Below are 16,833 nucleotides of genomic sequence, written 5' to 3'. Positions count from 1 at the left end.
AAGCCAACCAACTTCTTCAAAGAAAAAACACACCGCAGGCCGGGCCTGCGGTGTGCTCCCGTTCAATAGACGGGAATGACGTACTGTTGTTTGCTCTTCGGCGGGTTCGGATCGACTGCGTAAATCTGTCGCGGATTCGCTTCACTCCCAGGGTGAAAGACGCTCACCCAACTGGTATCGAGGCCAAATTGTTCCAGTCGATCGTGGATCGGCTGTGCGACTTCATTGTCGTAGCGGTCGTAGCCATGATTAAGATCGTAAAGGTCGTCGTAATCCAATCCATCAATCAACGATGACAACCATTCTTCTCGTCCTTTTCGCTCGATCAGAATGCAGTCGTAAGGCGTGATGCGGCTGCCATCGACGTAAGATTGATGCATGCGGCAAATACCCTTAAGGGCACTTTCCATTGCGATCATCTCGCGATGCGCGCGCGCAAAAGCTTGCGCGGCGACCAGCATGCGTTCGGCGCTCGGTTTGAACAGTCGCTTCATCTCGTCGCGATACATCGCGTCGTTCGCCAAGGCGGCCATTTGGCCGGCGATGCCCGTCAGGTACTCGGTGAGCGCCTTGACCTTCGCTTGCGCCTCAGCCGCGCCTTGCAATGCGTTTTGCCGGGCGGTCAGCTCGGCCGCAAGGTCGGCGGCATGTGCTTGGTCGAACGTCGCCAAGGTATCGGCATCGCCGGCGGCGACCAGCAGCTCACGCCGGACGTGCCAGGTCAGATCCGGTTCCGGCAAGGGATCGACCCCGCTGACCTGACGACGGGCGGCCACGAGCGCAGCTTGTCCACGGCGATAGTCGGCTTCCAAGCGCTTAAGGGTCTGCTTCCATTCGGCGAGCTTCTCCAGGCCCACCAGGTCGTCAGCCGGCGACCGCGTCGGCGACGAGTGCGGTGTTGCCGCCGAATGCGACTCCATGACGATTTCGGCGGACGGCACATCAGGCTTGGCTTGCTTCTGCTTCTTGTTGAACGGATTGAGTTTCATGCGTTTTGTCCTATAGGGTGATCAGTGCTCGGGGTACTTCAGGCTGTCAAGCCACTCTTGGCACCGAGGGTCTTGCATCCAGTCCTGATACTTCGGGTCAAGCAGCCAGGGGTTGGCGGCGTAGATACGCGCCGGCAACACGTAGGCGAGGTAGGCCAGGGTTTCGTAAGGCGACGGCGCGGGCAGTGCTTCCGGAGCCGGCCGTCGTAGGACAGGATGAAAGTCGATGACTTGGGCGGCGGGCGATGTCGATCGTGTGCCGCCGCCGGATGGCGCAGCATTGGGGTGGTTCACAGCGGTTCTCCTTTCAGGAGTGGAGGGTGGGGTGTGCCGCCGACTCGGCGGCGTCGAGTTCCAGTCGAGTGGCATCGGCCGACGCCGACAGTGGGATTTCGGTTTCAACGGCGCGGCCCGGGCGGCGGCTCACGCGCCAGACCGCGCCGTCGCGGGTGTGGCCGCGGTTTTCGATCTCGATGCCTTTGGTCCGGTAAGCCGGCGCGACCCGGCGCAACTGATCCGCCAGTCCTTTCGGCGAGCGTGGCCACGCCGACCGATCTGATCCGCTGACGTGATTGAGCTGCTCGTAGAGCGCGCCAGCCGTCCCGGTCCAGGGCAGGACTTCCTTGCGCAGGAACTTGTCCAGCGCCTGGGCGACCGGATTGCCGTCGAGCGCGCGGTCCACGCCTGCATGCACCAGTTCGGCGTACTGCGACTGAAATCGGCCTGCCGGATGACCCAGCGCCCGCGACACCGCCTCGCCCAATCGCTCGAAATCGGCCATGCGCTGCTTGTGCTTGAGGCGGATCGTGGGAAGGCGTTCGAGCACCAAGCCGAACAGGTCCAGCAATCCGGCGAACACGCGCGCGCGGTCGCGATCCCAAGCCGCCTTCGCCTGGGCGTCGTCCTTGCGCGCGGCGGAGTCGATCACCGGCATGTCGATGTGCACGACGCGATCGATTAGGTCCGGGCGGGTGGCGACGACCGCGATCCCGTTAAGGACCGCCGGCCGCTTGGTCTCAAGGACATGCTCCTCGCCATTGGTGAACAACTGACGAGCGGCGAAGCCGCCGCCGGTCGCGAGCGTGCACAACGTGTCCTGCTGCTCGGGCGTCAGACCCGACAGGTTCTCGTAGGAGACCATCCAGTTGTTCGCGGCGGCGACGAAGATGTCCTCGACGGTCTTCGGCCGGCCGCGCAGCAACACCTTGTTCGGATCGATCAGGCTGCGCAGCACGGACTGCGTGGTCGATTTCGCCGAGCCCTGCTCGCCGATGAGTTCCAAGACCGGGAACGGGGTGTCGGCGCGCAGGCAGTCCAGCAGCCAAGTCAACACCAGGACCTGCTGTTCCGGGCGGACATTGACGTGTTCCCACAGCCGCGCCAGATCCGACAGTCCGCCGTGGTTCGGATCGGGTTCGGGCAAGGGGCGCATCGCGGAGGTGCGCGTGAACAGGATCGGGGCGTGGTCGAGCAAGTCCCAGCCTGTCGCGCAAACGTAGACGACCCGCCACTTCGCATCGCACAGATCGATGTAGTACCCATCGTCGCCGCGTGCAGCGCGAAGGTGGACTTCGACCTGTTCGCCTTCGTGCAGGCCGGCGGCGGCCAGGGTCGCGAGCGCGGCCTTGAGCAGCGTCTCTTGCAGGCCCGCTTGCTTCTCGGCCCACCACAGCGCACGCAGCCAATCCGAGAATCCGGCCGAGTGCACGCGCCAGACCTGCCGATGATCGGGCATCGTAATGATCGCGACGGCATTGCGGTCGGCATCGTGAACCAAGTCGCAGCGCGAGCGCGCCAGCTGGACCAGCGCATCCAGTGCGGTCGGATCGCGCTCGCCCTCGGCCGAGACTTCGCGGCGCATCGCCCGCTCCAGCTCGGCCACCGGGAAGGCGGGGCTGACGCGCTTGACCTGCTGGCGCAGGCGAACGAAGGCGCCGGGGTCGAGCGAACGCAGCTCCGCCCACGCCGTCACCACGGACGGCGCGAGCACCGCGCCGATGTCGTCCGCGGCCAGGGCGATGGCCGCCTCGATCTGTTGTTGCAGGTGCGCCACCACGTCGCTGGCGGCCGTGTCGGAGTGCAGCGACATCTCAGCGCGCGCCCTCGTCGGACGGGGTGACCCGCTCGCCGTGGCGGGCCAGCCACGCCAGCACGTCGGCCTTACGGTAGCGGACGCGGCGACCGATGCGCGTGTACGCCGGGCCTGCGCCGCGCGCGGCCACGGCTTCCAGCCACGCCACGGTGTAGCCCAGGCCGGCCGCCGCGGTGCGGCGATCGAGCATCGCCGCGTCGGGCGCGGCCCAGAACAGAAGACTAAGTTCGGTTTGCCGCTCTAATGCTTGGCGGCGGGTGGTGAGGGACTGCATGGCGCTCCATCGGGGTCTGCCGGGACAGACGGCAGACTACGAGCGGCCCTCTTGGCATCGTGGCTAATGCCAGAAAAATTTTGGCATGCCATTTTCCGATCAGTGCCATTTTCGATCGGGCAGCTCCCGCTCGACTCGCTTGAGCGCATTCGCCACCTTCTTGCGGAAGGACGCGAAGCCGCGAACGTCAGGTCCGAACCACACCTTTGCGCGCGCCTCCACCGCGACGCTGATCTGGGCAGCGTTCGGCCGCTCACCGACAGCGTAGGTCTTCGGCGCAAGCTCGGCGACGAGGTGGGCCAGCACGGCAATCGCAGTCTGGCTGATCATTTCCCCCGCCTCGGTGCCATCCGTGGTCGCAGACTCGCCGACCGTGTCGGTGGGCGGCTCGTTGATTCCGACCTGCTCCAGCCACCGCAGCAGTTGGGGCTTCTTGATCACGATGCGGCCGCTTCGAATCAGCTCGGCCAACGGTAGGTCGTAGAGCCGTCGTGACCCATACGGCGTGATGACGCCGACGTCCTCGGCTTCCAAGCGCCTCTCAAGTACGGCACTGACAAGCGCCGCGCGCTTGGTTTCGAAGCTTTCGTGGTGACTGCGAATCGAATCAACTTCCTGAGCCGGGATGCCACTCCAGAGCGCAATGGCCTCGTCAAAGGTCACGGTATCGCTTATGTCCCAAAAAAAAACGGGCTGAGTGATTAGACGGGGAGGGGTGGCGTCGGTCATCGGCGGTCCTGGCCAGAAGGGGACCGATGACGATGGTGACGGCCGTGTTCCGGCACAAGTGCTTGACGACCATGATTCGATATCGCGCCGGGCAGGACCTTGGGCGGCCGCTGTGACGGTTGTGACGGTGGTGACGGTGTATCCGGACCCTGAACTATTGGCGCGAGAGAAGAAGGCCGGCGGGCAGCGCGGACTCTCTTCTTCAACGCCGAGCGCCCGGTCGGGATAGAGCGTCACGACTGTCACGACCATCACGCCTGTGGATAACGTGACGGTCGTGACGGTGGTGATGATGTATGCCGACCTTGCACTATCGCCGAGAGAAGAGAATGCCGGCGGCACGCGGGCGGGCGAGCAAGGCTGGCCGCCTCTGCGACCTGTGCGCTCGATCACCTTTGGTGTCCTGCGCCGTACCTCCGGGGTGCCCAGGGTTAGGCGATGCGATAGCCTCGGCACTTGGTTGACGATCCCGTCATTGACGGGAGGCCGATGAGGTTCGGATGGATAGAGCTTGGGACAAGGTCGCCGGCAAGGACGTGGATGCCGAAGATCTATGGCAGATAGAGAAGGTGGATAGGGATCGGTACGAATGCATCGACTGCCGTATTCCGGTCTGGCCGGCTTCGTATCAACCTGAGAATAAGGTCCGGCCGTACTTCCGACGCTCCAAGGATCACGAAGCGTGGTGCGACGTCGAGGGCGAGCTGGCCCTGATCAAGCGCGCCAAGACCGAACGATTAGTGGACGAGCGTGGATCGTTTCCGGGCAAGATGCCGAACCGGCTCGACCTGCGCAATGACGCGACCCGGACCGATCCCGAGGGCGACCTAGTCGAGGCCGGGCATCGGATTCACGTTCGACGGGAGGGGGCGGGCGGAACCACCGGACGCAGCCGGCATACGACGGCCGCTTCCAGCATTCGCCGCATCTGCCGAGCCTATCTGAACTTCCCAAACAACCGTGATCAGCCCTTGTCGATCGATGGACTAGTCGGTGTCACTTACGCCCAGGTCGTCAGGATGTTGGAAACCCAACGCATCATTCGGTACGACACGCAGCGCCTGCGCTACGCCGAGTTGGCCTGGGCCAAGCCTGCCTCCACAGAAGAGTTTCTTGAGGTGCCGTTGAGCGCGGGCAGGCGCGACAAAACCGGCCGGGTCATTGAAGCCTATCGAGTGCGGGTACGCTGGGCCGGATGGTCGAAGCGAGCGAGGACCTCCTTTGAAACCGATATCGAGGTTTCGCGCACCGAGAGCATCGAGGCGAAGAGGAACGAACGCTTGGAAAGAAGCTGGTTGTTCTTCATCGGACGACAGGATGCAGATGATCAGACGCTGTTTCACGTTGAGGATCAGCGGTTGATCTGTAGCCTCTCGGCGGAGTTGTTGTTCCCCAAGCTCGTAGCGCCGTAGCGAATCCGTTACGGACGCTGCGCGATGACAAAGGCGTGGCGGCGTAGGCGATCTTGCTGCTGTGGACTGACCGGCGTGCTGATCGCGGTGCGTTGCTGAAGACCACGACGCAACGTCGCCGCCACACGCGGTGCACGCGCGGCTCGTTGATGCCGCGCAACACCGCCCAGCTGCGCTCGCGGCGGCGCACGTCGCGCCCTTCGGGCAGAAATCGCGGGTCCTTCCTTCAGCTTAGGTGCAGCGGGGGGCATAGCCGCAAAGCCCCGCTAGCGTCAGGATTGCGAACTAGGTTTGCACTTTTTTGGTTTGCACTCGCGAGATTGGTTTGCATCTTCTCCACCCATCCCTCGGCGACCTTTCAACTTTTTTTCCTCGCAATCTCTTGCAGCGCAACGCTTTCGCAGCTCCGCAAGTTTGCGGAGCTGCCGACCTCGGATGATCGGCCACTTGGCCGACCTCAAGCCTCGTGCACGCAAAGGTCACTCGGCTATTTCGGCTAAACGCTCGGTGTAGCAAGCCTTTCAGCGGCAGATAGGCAAATTTGCCGATCTGGCATACGCCAGCTTTTCATGCTTTTCGCGCGGGAGGCCTTGTGCCTAAAGGCTTTTACAAACCGGTACATTTGCCGGTTTCTCTTGCGGCGACGAACCTGTCCGACACCTGTCCGCCTCCTATAACGTTCGCTCTTCTTCGCGTAATCCACTTGGATTCGCCGCCAAAGGAAGCGTTCATGTCCCTACCGCAACGACGTTGCCATTTAGGGGAAAACCAGATGAAGATCGAGCTCGCCAAGACCCACATCTTCCGTAACACCGAAGCGATGATGGCCGACTGCCTTCAAGAGTTTCAGGAGATCGCAACGGGTGTACCGCAAGCGATCACACTGGATGAATTGAACGCGTTGAAGAATCTTGCAAACGATTGCTTAGGCATGATCCAGGCAATCTACATGTCCCATGGCGTTGATTTCGCCTTACGGGCGAAGCCATCGGATCTGGTAGGAGAAATTTTCGAGTCCTGATGCTGGGTTTTGGAGAGCGCAGACCCCAACGCCCATAGGGCGTTGGGGTGTTCCCTCTTCCTGGTGTTCGCGTTACCGAAATCGCTAGCTGTCCGCCGGCTGTCTGAAATAGACAGCGAGAGTATTTTGCCGCGAAATTCACTTGGCTTCGTTGGGAAAGGAAGCGTTCATGACTCCACACCAACAACGGCCACGGAGGCCAGCGATGCACCATAAAACGCAGCAACTGAAGGACTACCTCAACGGCATGAAGCGCAACAACCGCCTCGCGTTGGAGCGGCTGGATACGATCAAAAACTGGCCGGAACTCATACATGGCGAGATTGAGCGACGAGCGATTCACGCCATCGAGATTCTGCCCGACGACATGATCATGGCCATCGCCAAGGGCGAGGTGAACATCCAGCGCGTCATCCGCGAAGTTCTGGCTGACTAAGACCATGACGGACCTTACTGACAGCCAGCACGCTTTGATCCTTCTCGCCGTCGAATCCGGCGGCCGGATCGAGAGCTTCCCCGACAACCTCAAAGGTGGTGCGCGCGCCTCGGTGGTGCGCGGCCTGCTACTTAACGACTTCATCGTCGCCAATGGGAGTGGCCACCTACTCACTGAAGCCGGCTGGCGTGCAGTGGGCTACGACGGGCCACCGGAATCGGTCGAGTTGGAAGCGTCAGCTGCGGAATCGCCCAGCCACGCTGCATCGTCCAGCAACACCAAGCAACCTCGGCTAGATCTTGTCGTCGGCCTGCTGACCCGCCCGGAAGGCGCGACCATCTCGCAGGTGATGGCGGCAACCCACTGGCAAGCGCACTCGGTACGCGGATTCTTCGCCGGCACCGTTCGCAAGAAGGGCTATCCGCTGACTTCTACTAAAGAAGGAAAAGAGGAGCGGGTCTACCGCATCCAGACCGAAGCCGCGCCGGCCGGCAACGCCACCGAGTGACCCCCATGGCGAGCCGGGCTTAGCCCGGCTCGCTGTCAGTTGCAGCATTTGGTCCGGCTGCGGCATCGCGCTCTCTGCTGCGATCCCGCAGCGCCCTCGCGTGCGCTTCCCTAATTGCCTCATGGTGCGCTCGAGCTCGCATCACTGACGCCGCCGCTGGGCCGACATAGATCCCATCTATCCAGTTGTCTGGGTTAGCTTCTGGTTCGTCTTCCAAGATTGCCAGCCAATCGACCATAGCCAATCCCAAGTGCCCTCGGTGAGGCACCGGCATGCTGTCCGCGAATGCGGAGGACGACTGCACGGCCGGCATTTGGCCTGATTCTATAGAAGACGGAAGCGTTCTTGGGGTCTCGACTACGGACCCGGCCACGCGCACCGACCTCCTGCTCGCCGACCTATTGCCCGACCTGCTCGCCTTCGTCGAGGACCTGCTCAGTAACAACGAAGCGTCGGATGATGCCGAACTGCACGCTAGCTTCGTCGCCGCCGGCCTGACGGCCGCGCAGGCCGATGCCGCCCTGAGCTTGCGCAACGCTTACCTGCTCGGCCGCTGACCCGAAGCCTGCGCCGCCAGCTCGCCGGTGGCGGCAATTCTCATTATGCAAATTTGCATAATTAGCTGGCGGCTGAACCCAGCCAGCAATAGCTCGGCGGGTTACGCTCGCGTTTAGCAGTTCGGATCGCCAGCCGACGGCGACCTTCTGTTTTGAGTCGTAGCGTCAGGTCCGGATACACCATCACAACCGTCACGACCATCACGGGTCGGTCGGCCGACCGTGGTTCTCGTTTTTCGTTCGTAGTCGCAGGTCGGGATACACCGTCACGACCATCACCACCGTCACAGCAACGAAATCGCTGTTGCGGTGCAGCCGCTATGGCCGCATCGTGTTCGCCTGGTTCAATGCGGCGAGAAGAATATGAAGAACGCGAAGCGAAATCGTCGAGGGCGACTGGCTCGACCGCCCGAAAGGAAGGCCGCGCTGCGGAAAAGAATTGAAGCGCGACTGCTTCGCGTATGCGCCGATATCGGCTGGATCTGCGGCTGGAGGAAGGGGCAGCTTGTCGAGGCTCCTGTTGCACGGCGATCTTCTCGGAGGCGGGTGATGCTTGGCCGCGCGCTGGCCGGTCAGGCTGAGATGCATGGGGGCGAGACGCTTCGCCTCATCGAGGCTGTACTTGTGTCGAGCGGTAGGACGGCCTACTCGGAGGCCAATCCTGATGCCGAGGCGAGCGGCGTGGCCGACCTTGCTCTCGATTTACAGGACGAACTGACGAGACTCAATCGCATAGACGTCAGCAAAGCAGCTCAAGCGCTCGAGGAGGCCAGGGGCTTATGGGGGGCCGGCATCTGTGGGGACGAAGGTAATAGTGTGTGCTCCAATCGTGACCGCCGCGTTAAAAGAATGCCCCCAAAACCAGACAAAAAGGCTGAGCCCCGTGAAGTACAGAGCCCAGCCCTTAGTCACTTACTTGTCCGGCTAGCTGCTCCGCCTTGTAGGTCAGCTATTTTATCTGCTTCAAAGCGCGGAAGCCGTTAGAAGCCCATAGGTGCTAGCGTCGCATTCGCTAAGTAGTAGAGCCTAACCTTTCCATAGTTGTCGTATTTAAGCCCAAGCCGCCAGCCGGTAATTGCGGTTGCAGATGGTGGGTTTTTTTCCGAAGCCTCAGGGCTCACAAGAGGAGATGCCTTCTCCTTTTGCACGGCGGCTGCTGGCGGCCTTAGTGGCACAACGGCGCTGAACAAGCCGTCGTCGCCCTGCCTAGAAAAGTCCTTCGTCGAAAAACGTGTGCCAAAGATCGCGTTGATTGTTTCGAGCTCACATCCTTTGCATATAAGCTTTCTATCTATCGCTTCTATGCTTGCGAGTAGCCGCTGCGATTCGTTCTGAGCGCTCGCGTACTGAACCGCTAATTTCGCTACCTCTGTATTCGATTCGGGCGGCTGGGCAGAGGCGAAGGGGATCGTCATCAACATGATGAGGCTGGGAATGGCTATGTATCTCATATCTCACCTTTTTGTCTAACGAGTGGACAGTCTAATTCTTCACCTTGTTCGTGCTGGGCAGGTAGTGCAGAAAATTTGCGCAGGATATTCGTCGGTCGGAGCGATCTGCGTATTTTGTGATGACTTAATTTCGATCATCTGAGGCCCGTTAGCGGGGACATCTTCGACCCGATAGTTCATGATTAGGTATGCTTCTTCATCGAGTAGCCAAGTAACGTAGTTGAAAGCCTCGGCAGGATTCTTCGAATCATTATTTGAGACTCCCTTGATCGAATTGGGCTTGATGTTCGATTTGTCAGCAAACCGCCACTCGCCTTGCTTGATCCATACAACATTATTCTTGCACTCGCGAGCCTTGCGTTCTGCCTCGTCTTGCGTTTTGAAGCACTGTGCCCCGGGCGCGTTCTCGGGCATGTTGTATCCCATGCCCTGGTAGATTGAAGCAACGCCGACACAGCCGCGATCCAACTGGCGATTAACGGCTGAACTGAAGGGGCCGTAGCGCTCTGTAAACTCATTGCGGGTGAAGATTCTGCTGGTGCCGGGAGCCGGTCTGTCAATTACGGGCGGCTGAAGACCAAATGGATCCTTGAAACTATTCGAATTATTGAATGCATAGGCGTAAGTGCTAGCCCCACCGTTCAGGCCAATCGGGTCGCTTTGCAGGTACCGGCCTACGGCTGGGTCGTAATCGCGATAGTAGTTGTAAACAAATCCGCTGCCGGCGTCGAACCTCTGTCCCGGAAACCGCAAGTTGAACACGAACGCGGTGCCATCCAGGTCCGGATCCTGGTTGGGAACATCCTTGCCGAACGCCTCACCCTTCGCACTCCAGGTCCAGATCGCGACATTGCGAATGGGGTCGATGACCGCACGCGGTGTGCCGAGATGATCGGTTTCCACGTATTTCGCCGACTGAGTGGTGCCGCTTCCGACCAACACGCCGACGGGTGCGCCGCCTAACCAAACCGCCTGTTGCTTCGCGATTCCGGCCGTCGTGTAGTCACCGATCCAATTCCCGGCCTCGTCGTACAGCGTGTACGTGTCGATCGTGCCGTCCGGCTTGGTGATGGCCACGCGTTCGCCTATGGCGTTGTAGCGGTAGCCCGCCTTGATTACGCCATTGAGCTTGACCTGACTCAGCCGATCATCGGGGTTGTAGGCGAACTCCTTGGCCGTGCTGCCAATGCTGGTCGTGTTGCCGACCGCGTTGTACGTGCGATTGACGGTGCCGACGCGGGTAAGGCGATGCTGGGTGTCCGGATAGGTGTACGCCGTCGTCACCGCACTCTGCAGAACGCTGAGACGGTTGCCGGTCCCATCGTAGCCGTAGGTTTCCAATGCCGTGTCGGTCGTGCCATCGCGGGTGACCTTTAACCGCCCAAGGGTGTCGTAGTCATACTTGGCCTGGAACGCGCTTTGTTGGCCGTCTTTCAATTCGGTCAAGTCGCCGACCGCGTTGTAGCCGTAGCCCAGCGATAAACCGCCGCTGGCGTTGTCGAGCACGGTCTTGGCACGGTAATCCAGGTCATAGGTCCGACTTAGGGTGCGGCCGTTGCCGTAAGTCCAGCCATTAACGGGGCCGAACGGCTCGTATGAAGCGCTGGTGAGCAACACGGAACGCACGCTGCCGTTGGGCTTAACGCCGATCTCCTTGATGCGCGCCCTGGCGTCGCGAACATAGTCCACGACGGTTCCATCCGGGTAGGTCAAGTTTTTGAGCTGCCCCGTGCTGGTGTACGCGTGGCGAAGGGTGAAACTCTTGCCTGCTAGCGTCTGGGTCTTGCGGACTATTTGGCCGAAGCGATCGTAGCAGTACAACAACTCCGTGCCGTCCGTCCGCATCGCGGTCACGCGACCGGAGGCGAACGTTTCGCCTGCCGTGCAAGCCGGGTTGACGGTGTCGTACACATACTCGACATCGGCGCTGCCCGAACCATAGGAGACCGTCTTAGGGCGCCCGAGCGCATCGTAGGTATAGGTGTGCGCCGCGGTATCGTTAGCATCCTTCTTCGTCGCCAGCAGACCGGCGGCGTTATAGGTGTAATCGGTGACGCCCGTATCCGGACTGGTCAGCTTGGTCTGATCTCCGAAGCCGTTGTAGACGTAGGCCGTTGACAATCCTTTAGGATCGACCACCCCAGCGAGGCGATCGAACGGGTCATATTCGAGCTTTGTCTCGACGGCCAGTCCACCCACGTCCTGAAGGGTCTTCTTGAGACGACCTAGCCCATCGTAGGTCTGATCGGTCATGCGCCCCAAGGCGTCGGTCGTCCGGTCGGGGTTGCCGCCCAGGTCGTAGCGGAAGCTGGTTGCATTCTGGGACGCGTCCTTCAGTACCTCCAACTGACCCAACGCATTGAAGGCGCGCGACAGGGTGCGCCTGACCGTAGTGCCCCCGGCCTTGACGTCTTCCTGCTTGCGATTGCCGGCGTTGTCCAGGGTGTAGTGGATGACGTCACCCAGGTTGTCGGTGATGTCTGTCAGCCGCAGCGCGGCGTCGTAGGTGAACCGGGTGTACGTCCCATCCGGCAGGGTGATCTGTTTCACCGAGCCGCTAGGGGTGTATTCGAATCGCGTGATCCGGTCATCGGTCTTGACCGAATCGTTCGCACCGCGAATCTTTTGCGCGGCCAAACGACCCCGCGGGTCGTACTCCGAGTTCGTGACGACCCCGTTGGAGTCTTTAGAACCCAAGGTTCGGCCACCGCCATCGTAGGCCAAGTACTCCTGGGTCTGACCCATCGGGAAATTGATTTTCCACAGATCACCTTTCCGGTAGGAGCAATTGCCACCGGGTACTGCACAGCCGGGCGCGTCACTGACGAAGTAGTCATAACCGGTCGTATCGGCGACGTCGGTGCGCGGTCCGTCTACGGACTTCAAGGCCCCCAGCGTGGCGCAGGTGGAAGCCGGAGCCGTCAGGTCCGCGTCCTCGCAGTAGGTCAGGGTCGTCGTCCGCTGTTCGGCCGTCTTCGCATCTTTGCGAACGACCGAGGTCAACTGCCGACGAGTGTTGTACGTGTAGTCGGTCTGTGCGGTGAGATTGCTCGTCCCATCGTTGGCCTGAATCCGCGTCGGCCGCGACGTTCCGGGTTCATATGTCGTGAGGATAGTCCGCAACACCGCATTGTTCAGCAGGGTCTGAACGGTTTCCGAGTTGCTGTTGTATTTCCGGATCGTGGTCAAACCGGCGTTGTCGGTCTCGGTAACGATGTCGTAGGGGCCGCTATAAGTATAGGCTGTCGAGGTGACCAAGCCGCCCACGGTCTCTTCGCGCACCGGTCGTCGCGAGAGCTCGGGCTCAAAGTCTGTGACCTCGACCCGGCCGCTCGGAAACGTCACGGTAGTCTGGGTGGGCTGATAGGCGTAGCCGTACTGGGCCGGTCCATTGGTCGATCCGATCAGGCGGCGTAAATCGTCGTACTGGTATCCACGAGGATGCTCGCCACTTTCCAGAATCGATGTGATCAGCGACGTGCCGGCCTTGTAGCCGTACTTGAACAACTCACCGCTGTCGTCCGCCACGCGGTCGAGGTTGCCATCGGCCGTGTACTCGTAGGTGATCAGCCGCCCATCCGGCATTAGCGCGGCTGAAACCTTATGCAGGCGCTCGGTATCGGTGTGCTCGTAAACATACTTGACCGAACGGCCGAGGTACTCCGCGCGCTCGATGCGGCCGAGCGTGTCGTAGTTAAGCCGAACTTCTTGGTTGCCGTTGTAGGTGATGCTGCTAGGTCTCTCGCTGTAACCTGGGCCGGGGTAGCGGAATTCGATCGACATGTCCGGAAACTCGACCCGGACCGCATACACGCCAGCCCCTTTGTAGTACTTCATCGCGGTAGCCGAGCGATTGTCCGAGCTGCGATACCGTTGGGCGTCGTCGATCAAACCAGACGATCGCGTCAGATCGACTTGTTTGCCACTTGGGGTCGTGAGAACGATGGATTGGTTACCGTCGTTTGAGACCATCAAACTGTAGTCAAACGGGCCATGCCACCCTCGGCCAAACGAACCACCGGCATCGGTGGAGTCGTACTGGCGAATCAAATCCAGCGGGCCGTACCCGCCCGCGTCGGTTACGATTTCATACTTTGAACCTCTAGCGACATCGCAGGGATTGCCCTTGATCGGCGAGCAGTGATTGGGTTGCCCGACTAGCTTGGCCGTTCGCCGACTGAATACGGTCCATTGCTCCGGGGTGTAATTGCTTCCGTACGGGTCGCGAGCGGGTCCAGTGTGCAAGATTTGTGCGCTCTCCTCCAAACCCGTGAATGGCTGCGGATCACGAAAGAAATTGCCGTCCTGATTTTTGACGTGGTCGCGAAAGGTAATGCGTTTTTTGTTAACCAGTTCAGTATTGAAGTAAGGAAATTCCCAGTAGGGTCTGCAAGTAGGGTCGTCCTCATTGAATACATATACCCTAGTATATTTCCTCTGGGAGTCAGTTGGATTAGGTTCGTTGCTCCACTCTTCGTCCTCAAAGATTGGGGCGCAAGCTTTCCGGCTTGTACCCCAGGCGTAGGTGAGGCGTTGCTTACGCGCGGTAACTGCTTCCGATTCACTGGAAAACCATTTCAGGCCCTCCTCAACATATGTGTTGTACTGATACGGACCTGGAGTTGTCGATGAGCGAGTTCCGGTATACCGATACTCGGCGCCCAATCCGCCCGCTTTAATGAGCTTGACTTCCTTGAGCGTCGCGTTCAGTGGAGAAGACGCCCAGAGGTACTGCTCTGCCGCGCTTCGGCTGGTGAACTCCTTGTTCTCTAACTCGTGATCGGAGGCATCGTAAATGGTGAGCTTCCAATTCCATGGCGTAATGGGTTCTTGTGCGATCGCTAGGCCCGACCAAGCGGCCAGCACGCTGAGCGCTACTGCGAATATTCGATTCTTTTTCATGATATTCCTTGGTGCTACTCCTGTTGGCACAGCGGAACAGCGCGGGCGGATGCCCACGCCTTGGGGAGGTGAGGATTGCGGAGAAAATCGACGACCGCTCGTGCCGGCTGAGAGGCCAGTAGCTTCAGTGTGGGCATACAACTGTCCATGTCTAAGTGCGGGGCGCCAGAAGAGTGCTTGAGCGTCCAGGCCATCCTGATGGCCAGTTTCGCCGAAGGTTATCTCGTTCGAAGAGACTGCGAAAGCCTCGGTGCTTCTTGTTCGGTCTGTAGCTAAATTTCGTGAATGTGACATAGCCCTCCTTGCTCGCCCGAAGTGTACTTTGGGTGCGTCGGTGGGGCTCCACGCTAGCAGCTAAGGCAAGGGCTGAGAGTAAGCAAAATCTGACTTTTACTTGGTATTTCGATCCACCAGCCTAGGCGTTTGTCTATCGATAAATGCCATTAGCCGACATTGGCGTCGGCGAATCGCAAATTACAAATGATTATGTTGATAGCGGCCGGCTTGTATTGGCTAAGTCTGTCCTCGGCGGATGATTCCCGAGGAAGAAGATGATTCGAGTATTTGTAATCGACGACCATCCTTTGGTGCGACTGGGCTTGAGAGGAGCGCTGGAGACGCAGAACGATGTGCGCGTGGTAGGAGAAGCATCGAACGGCAAGGATGCGCTCGCTGCGATTTCGGAGTGCAAGCCCGATGTGGTGCTGTGCGACTTCCACCTGCCGGAGTGGGACGGGCTGGAGGTCACGCGCCGGTTGCTGGTGCGCGACCCCGAGATGAAGATCCTCATTGTGTCGGTCATTGAACGCGGAGCAGTGCCTCGCAGTTTGCTGGCGGCTGGTGCGAGTGGTTACGTATCGAAAGCGCAGGACGGAGCTGCTGTCATCCGCGCGGTGCGCGAGGTGGCTGCCGGACGCCGATTTCTGGATGACGCGCTGGGAGTCAGACTATTGTTTGAGGCCTCGCCGTTCGACTATCTCAGCGCCCGGCAATTGGAGGTGGCGCGGCTAATGGTGCAAGGTAAGCGCACAAGCGATATCGCCCTGGAGCTTGCGCTGACCGAATCGACCGTTCGCACCGTGCGGACGAAGGTGATGGCTAGGCTGCGGGTGAGAAGTGACATCGCACTCGTGCGACTGGCGATGGTCTGGGGCCTAATTCCGCACCCCGGCGATGCCGAGGCAGATCGTTCGAATCGCGGCGGATAACCTAAGTCCGAATCCAACGTAGAAAATAGGGCCGGCGAAATCCACCTTGTTTTTGGCGCTTTGCGCAAACGAGCGTTTGGTCTCAGGACCAACCGACCGGAGAAAAATGGGGTGGAGAGAGGGGAAAACGAACCGTTTCGGCGGTTTGGCCCAAAGGTCAAAACCAAACGCCCATCGCGGAAGGCCGCCAGGACTGGGGCTTTCGGAGGGGCGTGCGGAGAGCGGAGAGGGTTCACCGCTGGAAACTGGCGCGCCCACGGCAACTGGGGGCTAACTCTCTTGATCCCCTGGTGTCCCTGTACGGCCCTGCATGTCCCTGCGGTCGGACGGCCGGGGTCGGCTTGCAGGTTGACCTGCGTCGCCGTGTCCCGGCACGTGTCGGCCGCGAGCGGCCCCCGACGGCCTCAGTCGGCCCCAGGCCGCCAGACAACGGCGTTGGCGTCGACCGGCCTGAGGTCAGAATCCGCCTCGGCCGCTCGCACTTTCTGACCACGACTAGTCCCAGCTCGCCCTCAGCCAGGGCCGTCTGTCGGAACACTCAACCGTCCAGGTTCCCTTCACTTCCGCGACGTGGTACGTTTTTAGAACATAACGTGCGATTTTCTGCGGAGACGTGATGAACGACAGGAAGGCGGAGATAGAGGCGGTTCTGGGCCAGTTCTGGGAGGAGATGGCGATTGAACTCGGTGAAGACCCGCGGGACACCTCTGGCCTGCTGGGTGCACCGCTGGACTCCCTTACGGCGGTGGAGGCGCTGTTGCAGCTCGACACGCTGCTGGGTCGAAGCATTCCGGCAGAGGTCGTGATTCGCAGGGGCGGGTACGAGTCGAAAGAGCAGTTTGTTGAGCTGCTGACCTGCCAAGTTCTCGACTACATTACAGAGCACCCCCATGACTAGTTCGGAGAAGGGCGATCAGCGCGCTGAGATGGCCGAACGACTGCGGTTGGCGCGGGAATACGTCGGCCTGACCCAGGAAGACGTCGCTGGGGCTTTAGGAATTTCCCGTCCTGCCGTCACGAAGATTGAGTCGGGGGCCCGCAAGGTCGAATCCACCGAGCTCAACATCTTGGCTCGCCTCTATCGACGGACCATGGAATCTTTGTTGACGGGGAGGGAGCCGGCCCCGAAGGCACCCGAACAGCTAGCGTTCCTGGCGCGCGCCATCAAAGGCTTATCGGAACGTGATCTAGACGAAGTGGCCCGGTTCGCCGAGTTTTTGAAGCAATCACCCAAGGTGACGCGAAAGGAGTAAG

15 protein-coding genes are annotated in these 16,833 nt (G+C 60.4%); 8 read left to right on the top strand and 7 right to left on the bottom strand.

Translation table 11 applies throughout. The features are described 5' to 3' along the window. Positions 1 to 62: 62 nt before the first annotated feature. From J7J50_RS02245 to J7J50_RS02225, 5 genes are all read right to left on the bottom strand, one after another. Positions 63 to 989, bottom strand: a complete 927-nt coding sequence (locus J7J50_RS02245) for a hypothetical protein (RefSeq protein WP_215063126.1) — start codon at positions 987 to 989, stop codon at positions 63 to 65. 21 nt (positions 990 to 1,010) lie between these two features. Beyond that, a complete protein-coding gene (locus tag J7J50_RS02240) occupies positions 1,011 to 1,283 on the bottom strand; it encodes a hypothetical protein (RefSeq protein ID WP_215063128.1) in 273 nt (90 codons plus the stop codon). Positions 1,284 to 1,296: 13 nt separating this feature from the next. Further along, positions 1,297 to 3,078: a hypothetical protein gene (locus tag J7J50_RS02235; protein WP_215063130.1), complete on the bottom strand. Its 1,782-nt coding sequence runs from the start codon at positions 3,076 to 3,078 to the stop codon at positions 1,297 to 1,299. 1 nt (position 3,079) lies between these two features. Further along, positions 3,080 to 3,355 (bottom strand): helix-turn-helix domain-containing protein, encoded by a 276-nt coding sequence (locus J7J50_RS02230; protein ID WP_215063131.1) that lies wholly within the window; start codon positions 3,353 to 3,355, stop codon positions 3,080 to 3,082. Between the two features lie 99 nt (positions 3,356 to 3,454). Continuing rightward, the gene (locus tag J7J50_RS02225; RefSeq protein WP_215063132.1) at positions 3,455 to 4,084 is read right to left on the bottom strand and encodes a hypothetical protein; all 630 of its coding nucleotides are present in this window, start codon (positions 4,082 to 4,084) and stop codon (positions 3,455 to 3,457) included. Between the two features lie 500 nt (positions 4,085 to 4,584). On the opposite strand from J7J50_RS02225, the gene J7J50_RS02220 reads away from it, so the two are divergent. From J7J50_RS02220 to J7J50_RS02200, 5 genes are all read left to right on the top strand, one after another. Then, complete coding sequence (locus tag J7J50_RS02220) at positions 4,585 to 5,496, top strand: hypothetical protein (protein WP_215063133.1); 912 nt, start codon at positions 4,585 to 4,587, stop codon at positions 5,494 to 5,496. Positions 5,497 to 6,226: 730 nt separating this feature from the next. Then, entirely contained in the window at positions 6,227 to 6,517 is a 291-nt protein-coding gene (locus tag J7J50_RS02215) for a hypothetical protein (protein WP_215063134.1), read from the top strand. A 205-nt stretch (positions 6,518 to 6,722) separates the two neighbouring features. Continuing rightward, a complete protein-coding gene (locus tag J7J50_RS02210) occupies positions 6,723 to 6,953 on the top strand; it encodes a hypothetical protein (protein WP_215063135.1) in 231 nt (76 codons plus the stop codon). A 4-nt stretch (positions 6,954 to 6,957) separates the two neighbouring features. Then, positions 6,958 to 7,461, top strand: a complete 504-nt coding sequence (locus J7J50_RS02205; RefSeq protein ID WP_215063136.1) for a DUF3489 domain-containing protein — start codon at positions 6,958 to 6,960, stop codon at positions 7,459 to 7,461. 272 nt (positions 7,462 to 7,733) lie between these two features. Beyond that, positions 7,734 to 8,018 carry a hypothetical protein gene (locus J7J50_RS02200; RefSeq protein WP_215063138.1) on the top strand — a complete coding sequence of 95 codons (285 nt, stop codon included), beginning with the start codon at positions 7,734 to 7,736 and terminating at the stop codon, positions 8,016 to 8,018. 980 nt (positions 8,019 to 8,998) lie between these two features. Here J7J50_RS02200 and J7J50_RS02195 read toward each other — a convergent pair. Next, a complete protein-coding gene (locus tag J7J50_RS02195) occupies positions 8,999 to 9,469 on the bottom strand; it encodes a hypothetical protein (RefSeq protein WP_215063140.1) in 471 nt (156 codons plus the stop codon). A gap of 39 nt (positions 9,470 to 9,508) precedes the next feature. Next, positions 9,509 to 14,371, bottom strand: coding sequence for an RHS repeat-associated core domain-containing protein (locus J7J50_RS02190; RefSeq protein WP_215063142.1), 4,863 nt, complete (start codon positions 14,369 to 14,371; stop codon positions 9,509 to 9,511). Between the two features lie 551 nt (positions 14,372 to 14,922). Between J7J50_RS02190 and J7J50_RS02185 the strand changes: the two genes are divergently transcribed. The 3 genes from J7J50_RS02185 to J7J50_RS02175 all read left to right on the top strand — a co-directional run bounded on the left by J7J50_RS02185 (position 14,923) and on the right by J7J50_RS02175 (position 16,832). After that, the gene (locus tag J7J50_RS02185) at positions 14,923 to 15,579 is read left to right on the top strand and encodes a response regulator transcription factor (RefSeq protein WP_215063144.1); all 657 of its coding nucleotides are present in this window, start codon (positions 14,923 to 14,925) and stop codon (positions 15,577 to 15,579) included. A gap of 616 nt (positions 15,580 to 16,195) precedes the next feature. Next, positions 16,196 to 16,477 carry a hypothetical protein gene (locus J7J50_RS02180; RefSeq protein ID WP_215063146.1) on the top strand — a complete coding sequence of 94 codons (282 nt, stop codon included), beginning with the start codon at positions 16,196 to 16,198 and terminating at the stop codon, positions 16,475 to 16,477. Beyond that, a complete protein-coding gene (locus J7J50_RS02175; protein WP_215063148.1) occupies positions 16,470 to 16,832 on the top strand; it encodes a helix-turn-helix transcriptional regulator in 363 nt (120 codons plus the stop codon). The genes J7J50_RS02180 and J7J50_RS02175 overlap by 8 nt, the downstream gene beginning before the upstream one ends. Position 16,833 lies beyond the last annotated feature (1 nt).

This window comes from Lysobacter sp. ISL-50, from assembly GCF_018612875.1.
Classification (GTDB): domain Bacteria; phylum Pseudomonadota; class Gammaproteobacteria; order Xanthomonadales; family Xanthomonadaceae; genus Lysobacter.
This window is presented reverse-complemented; position numbering and strand designations above follow the sequence as displayed.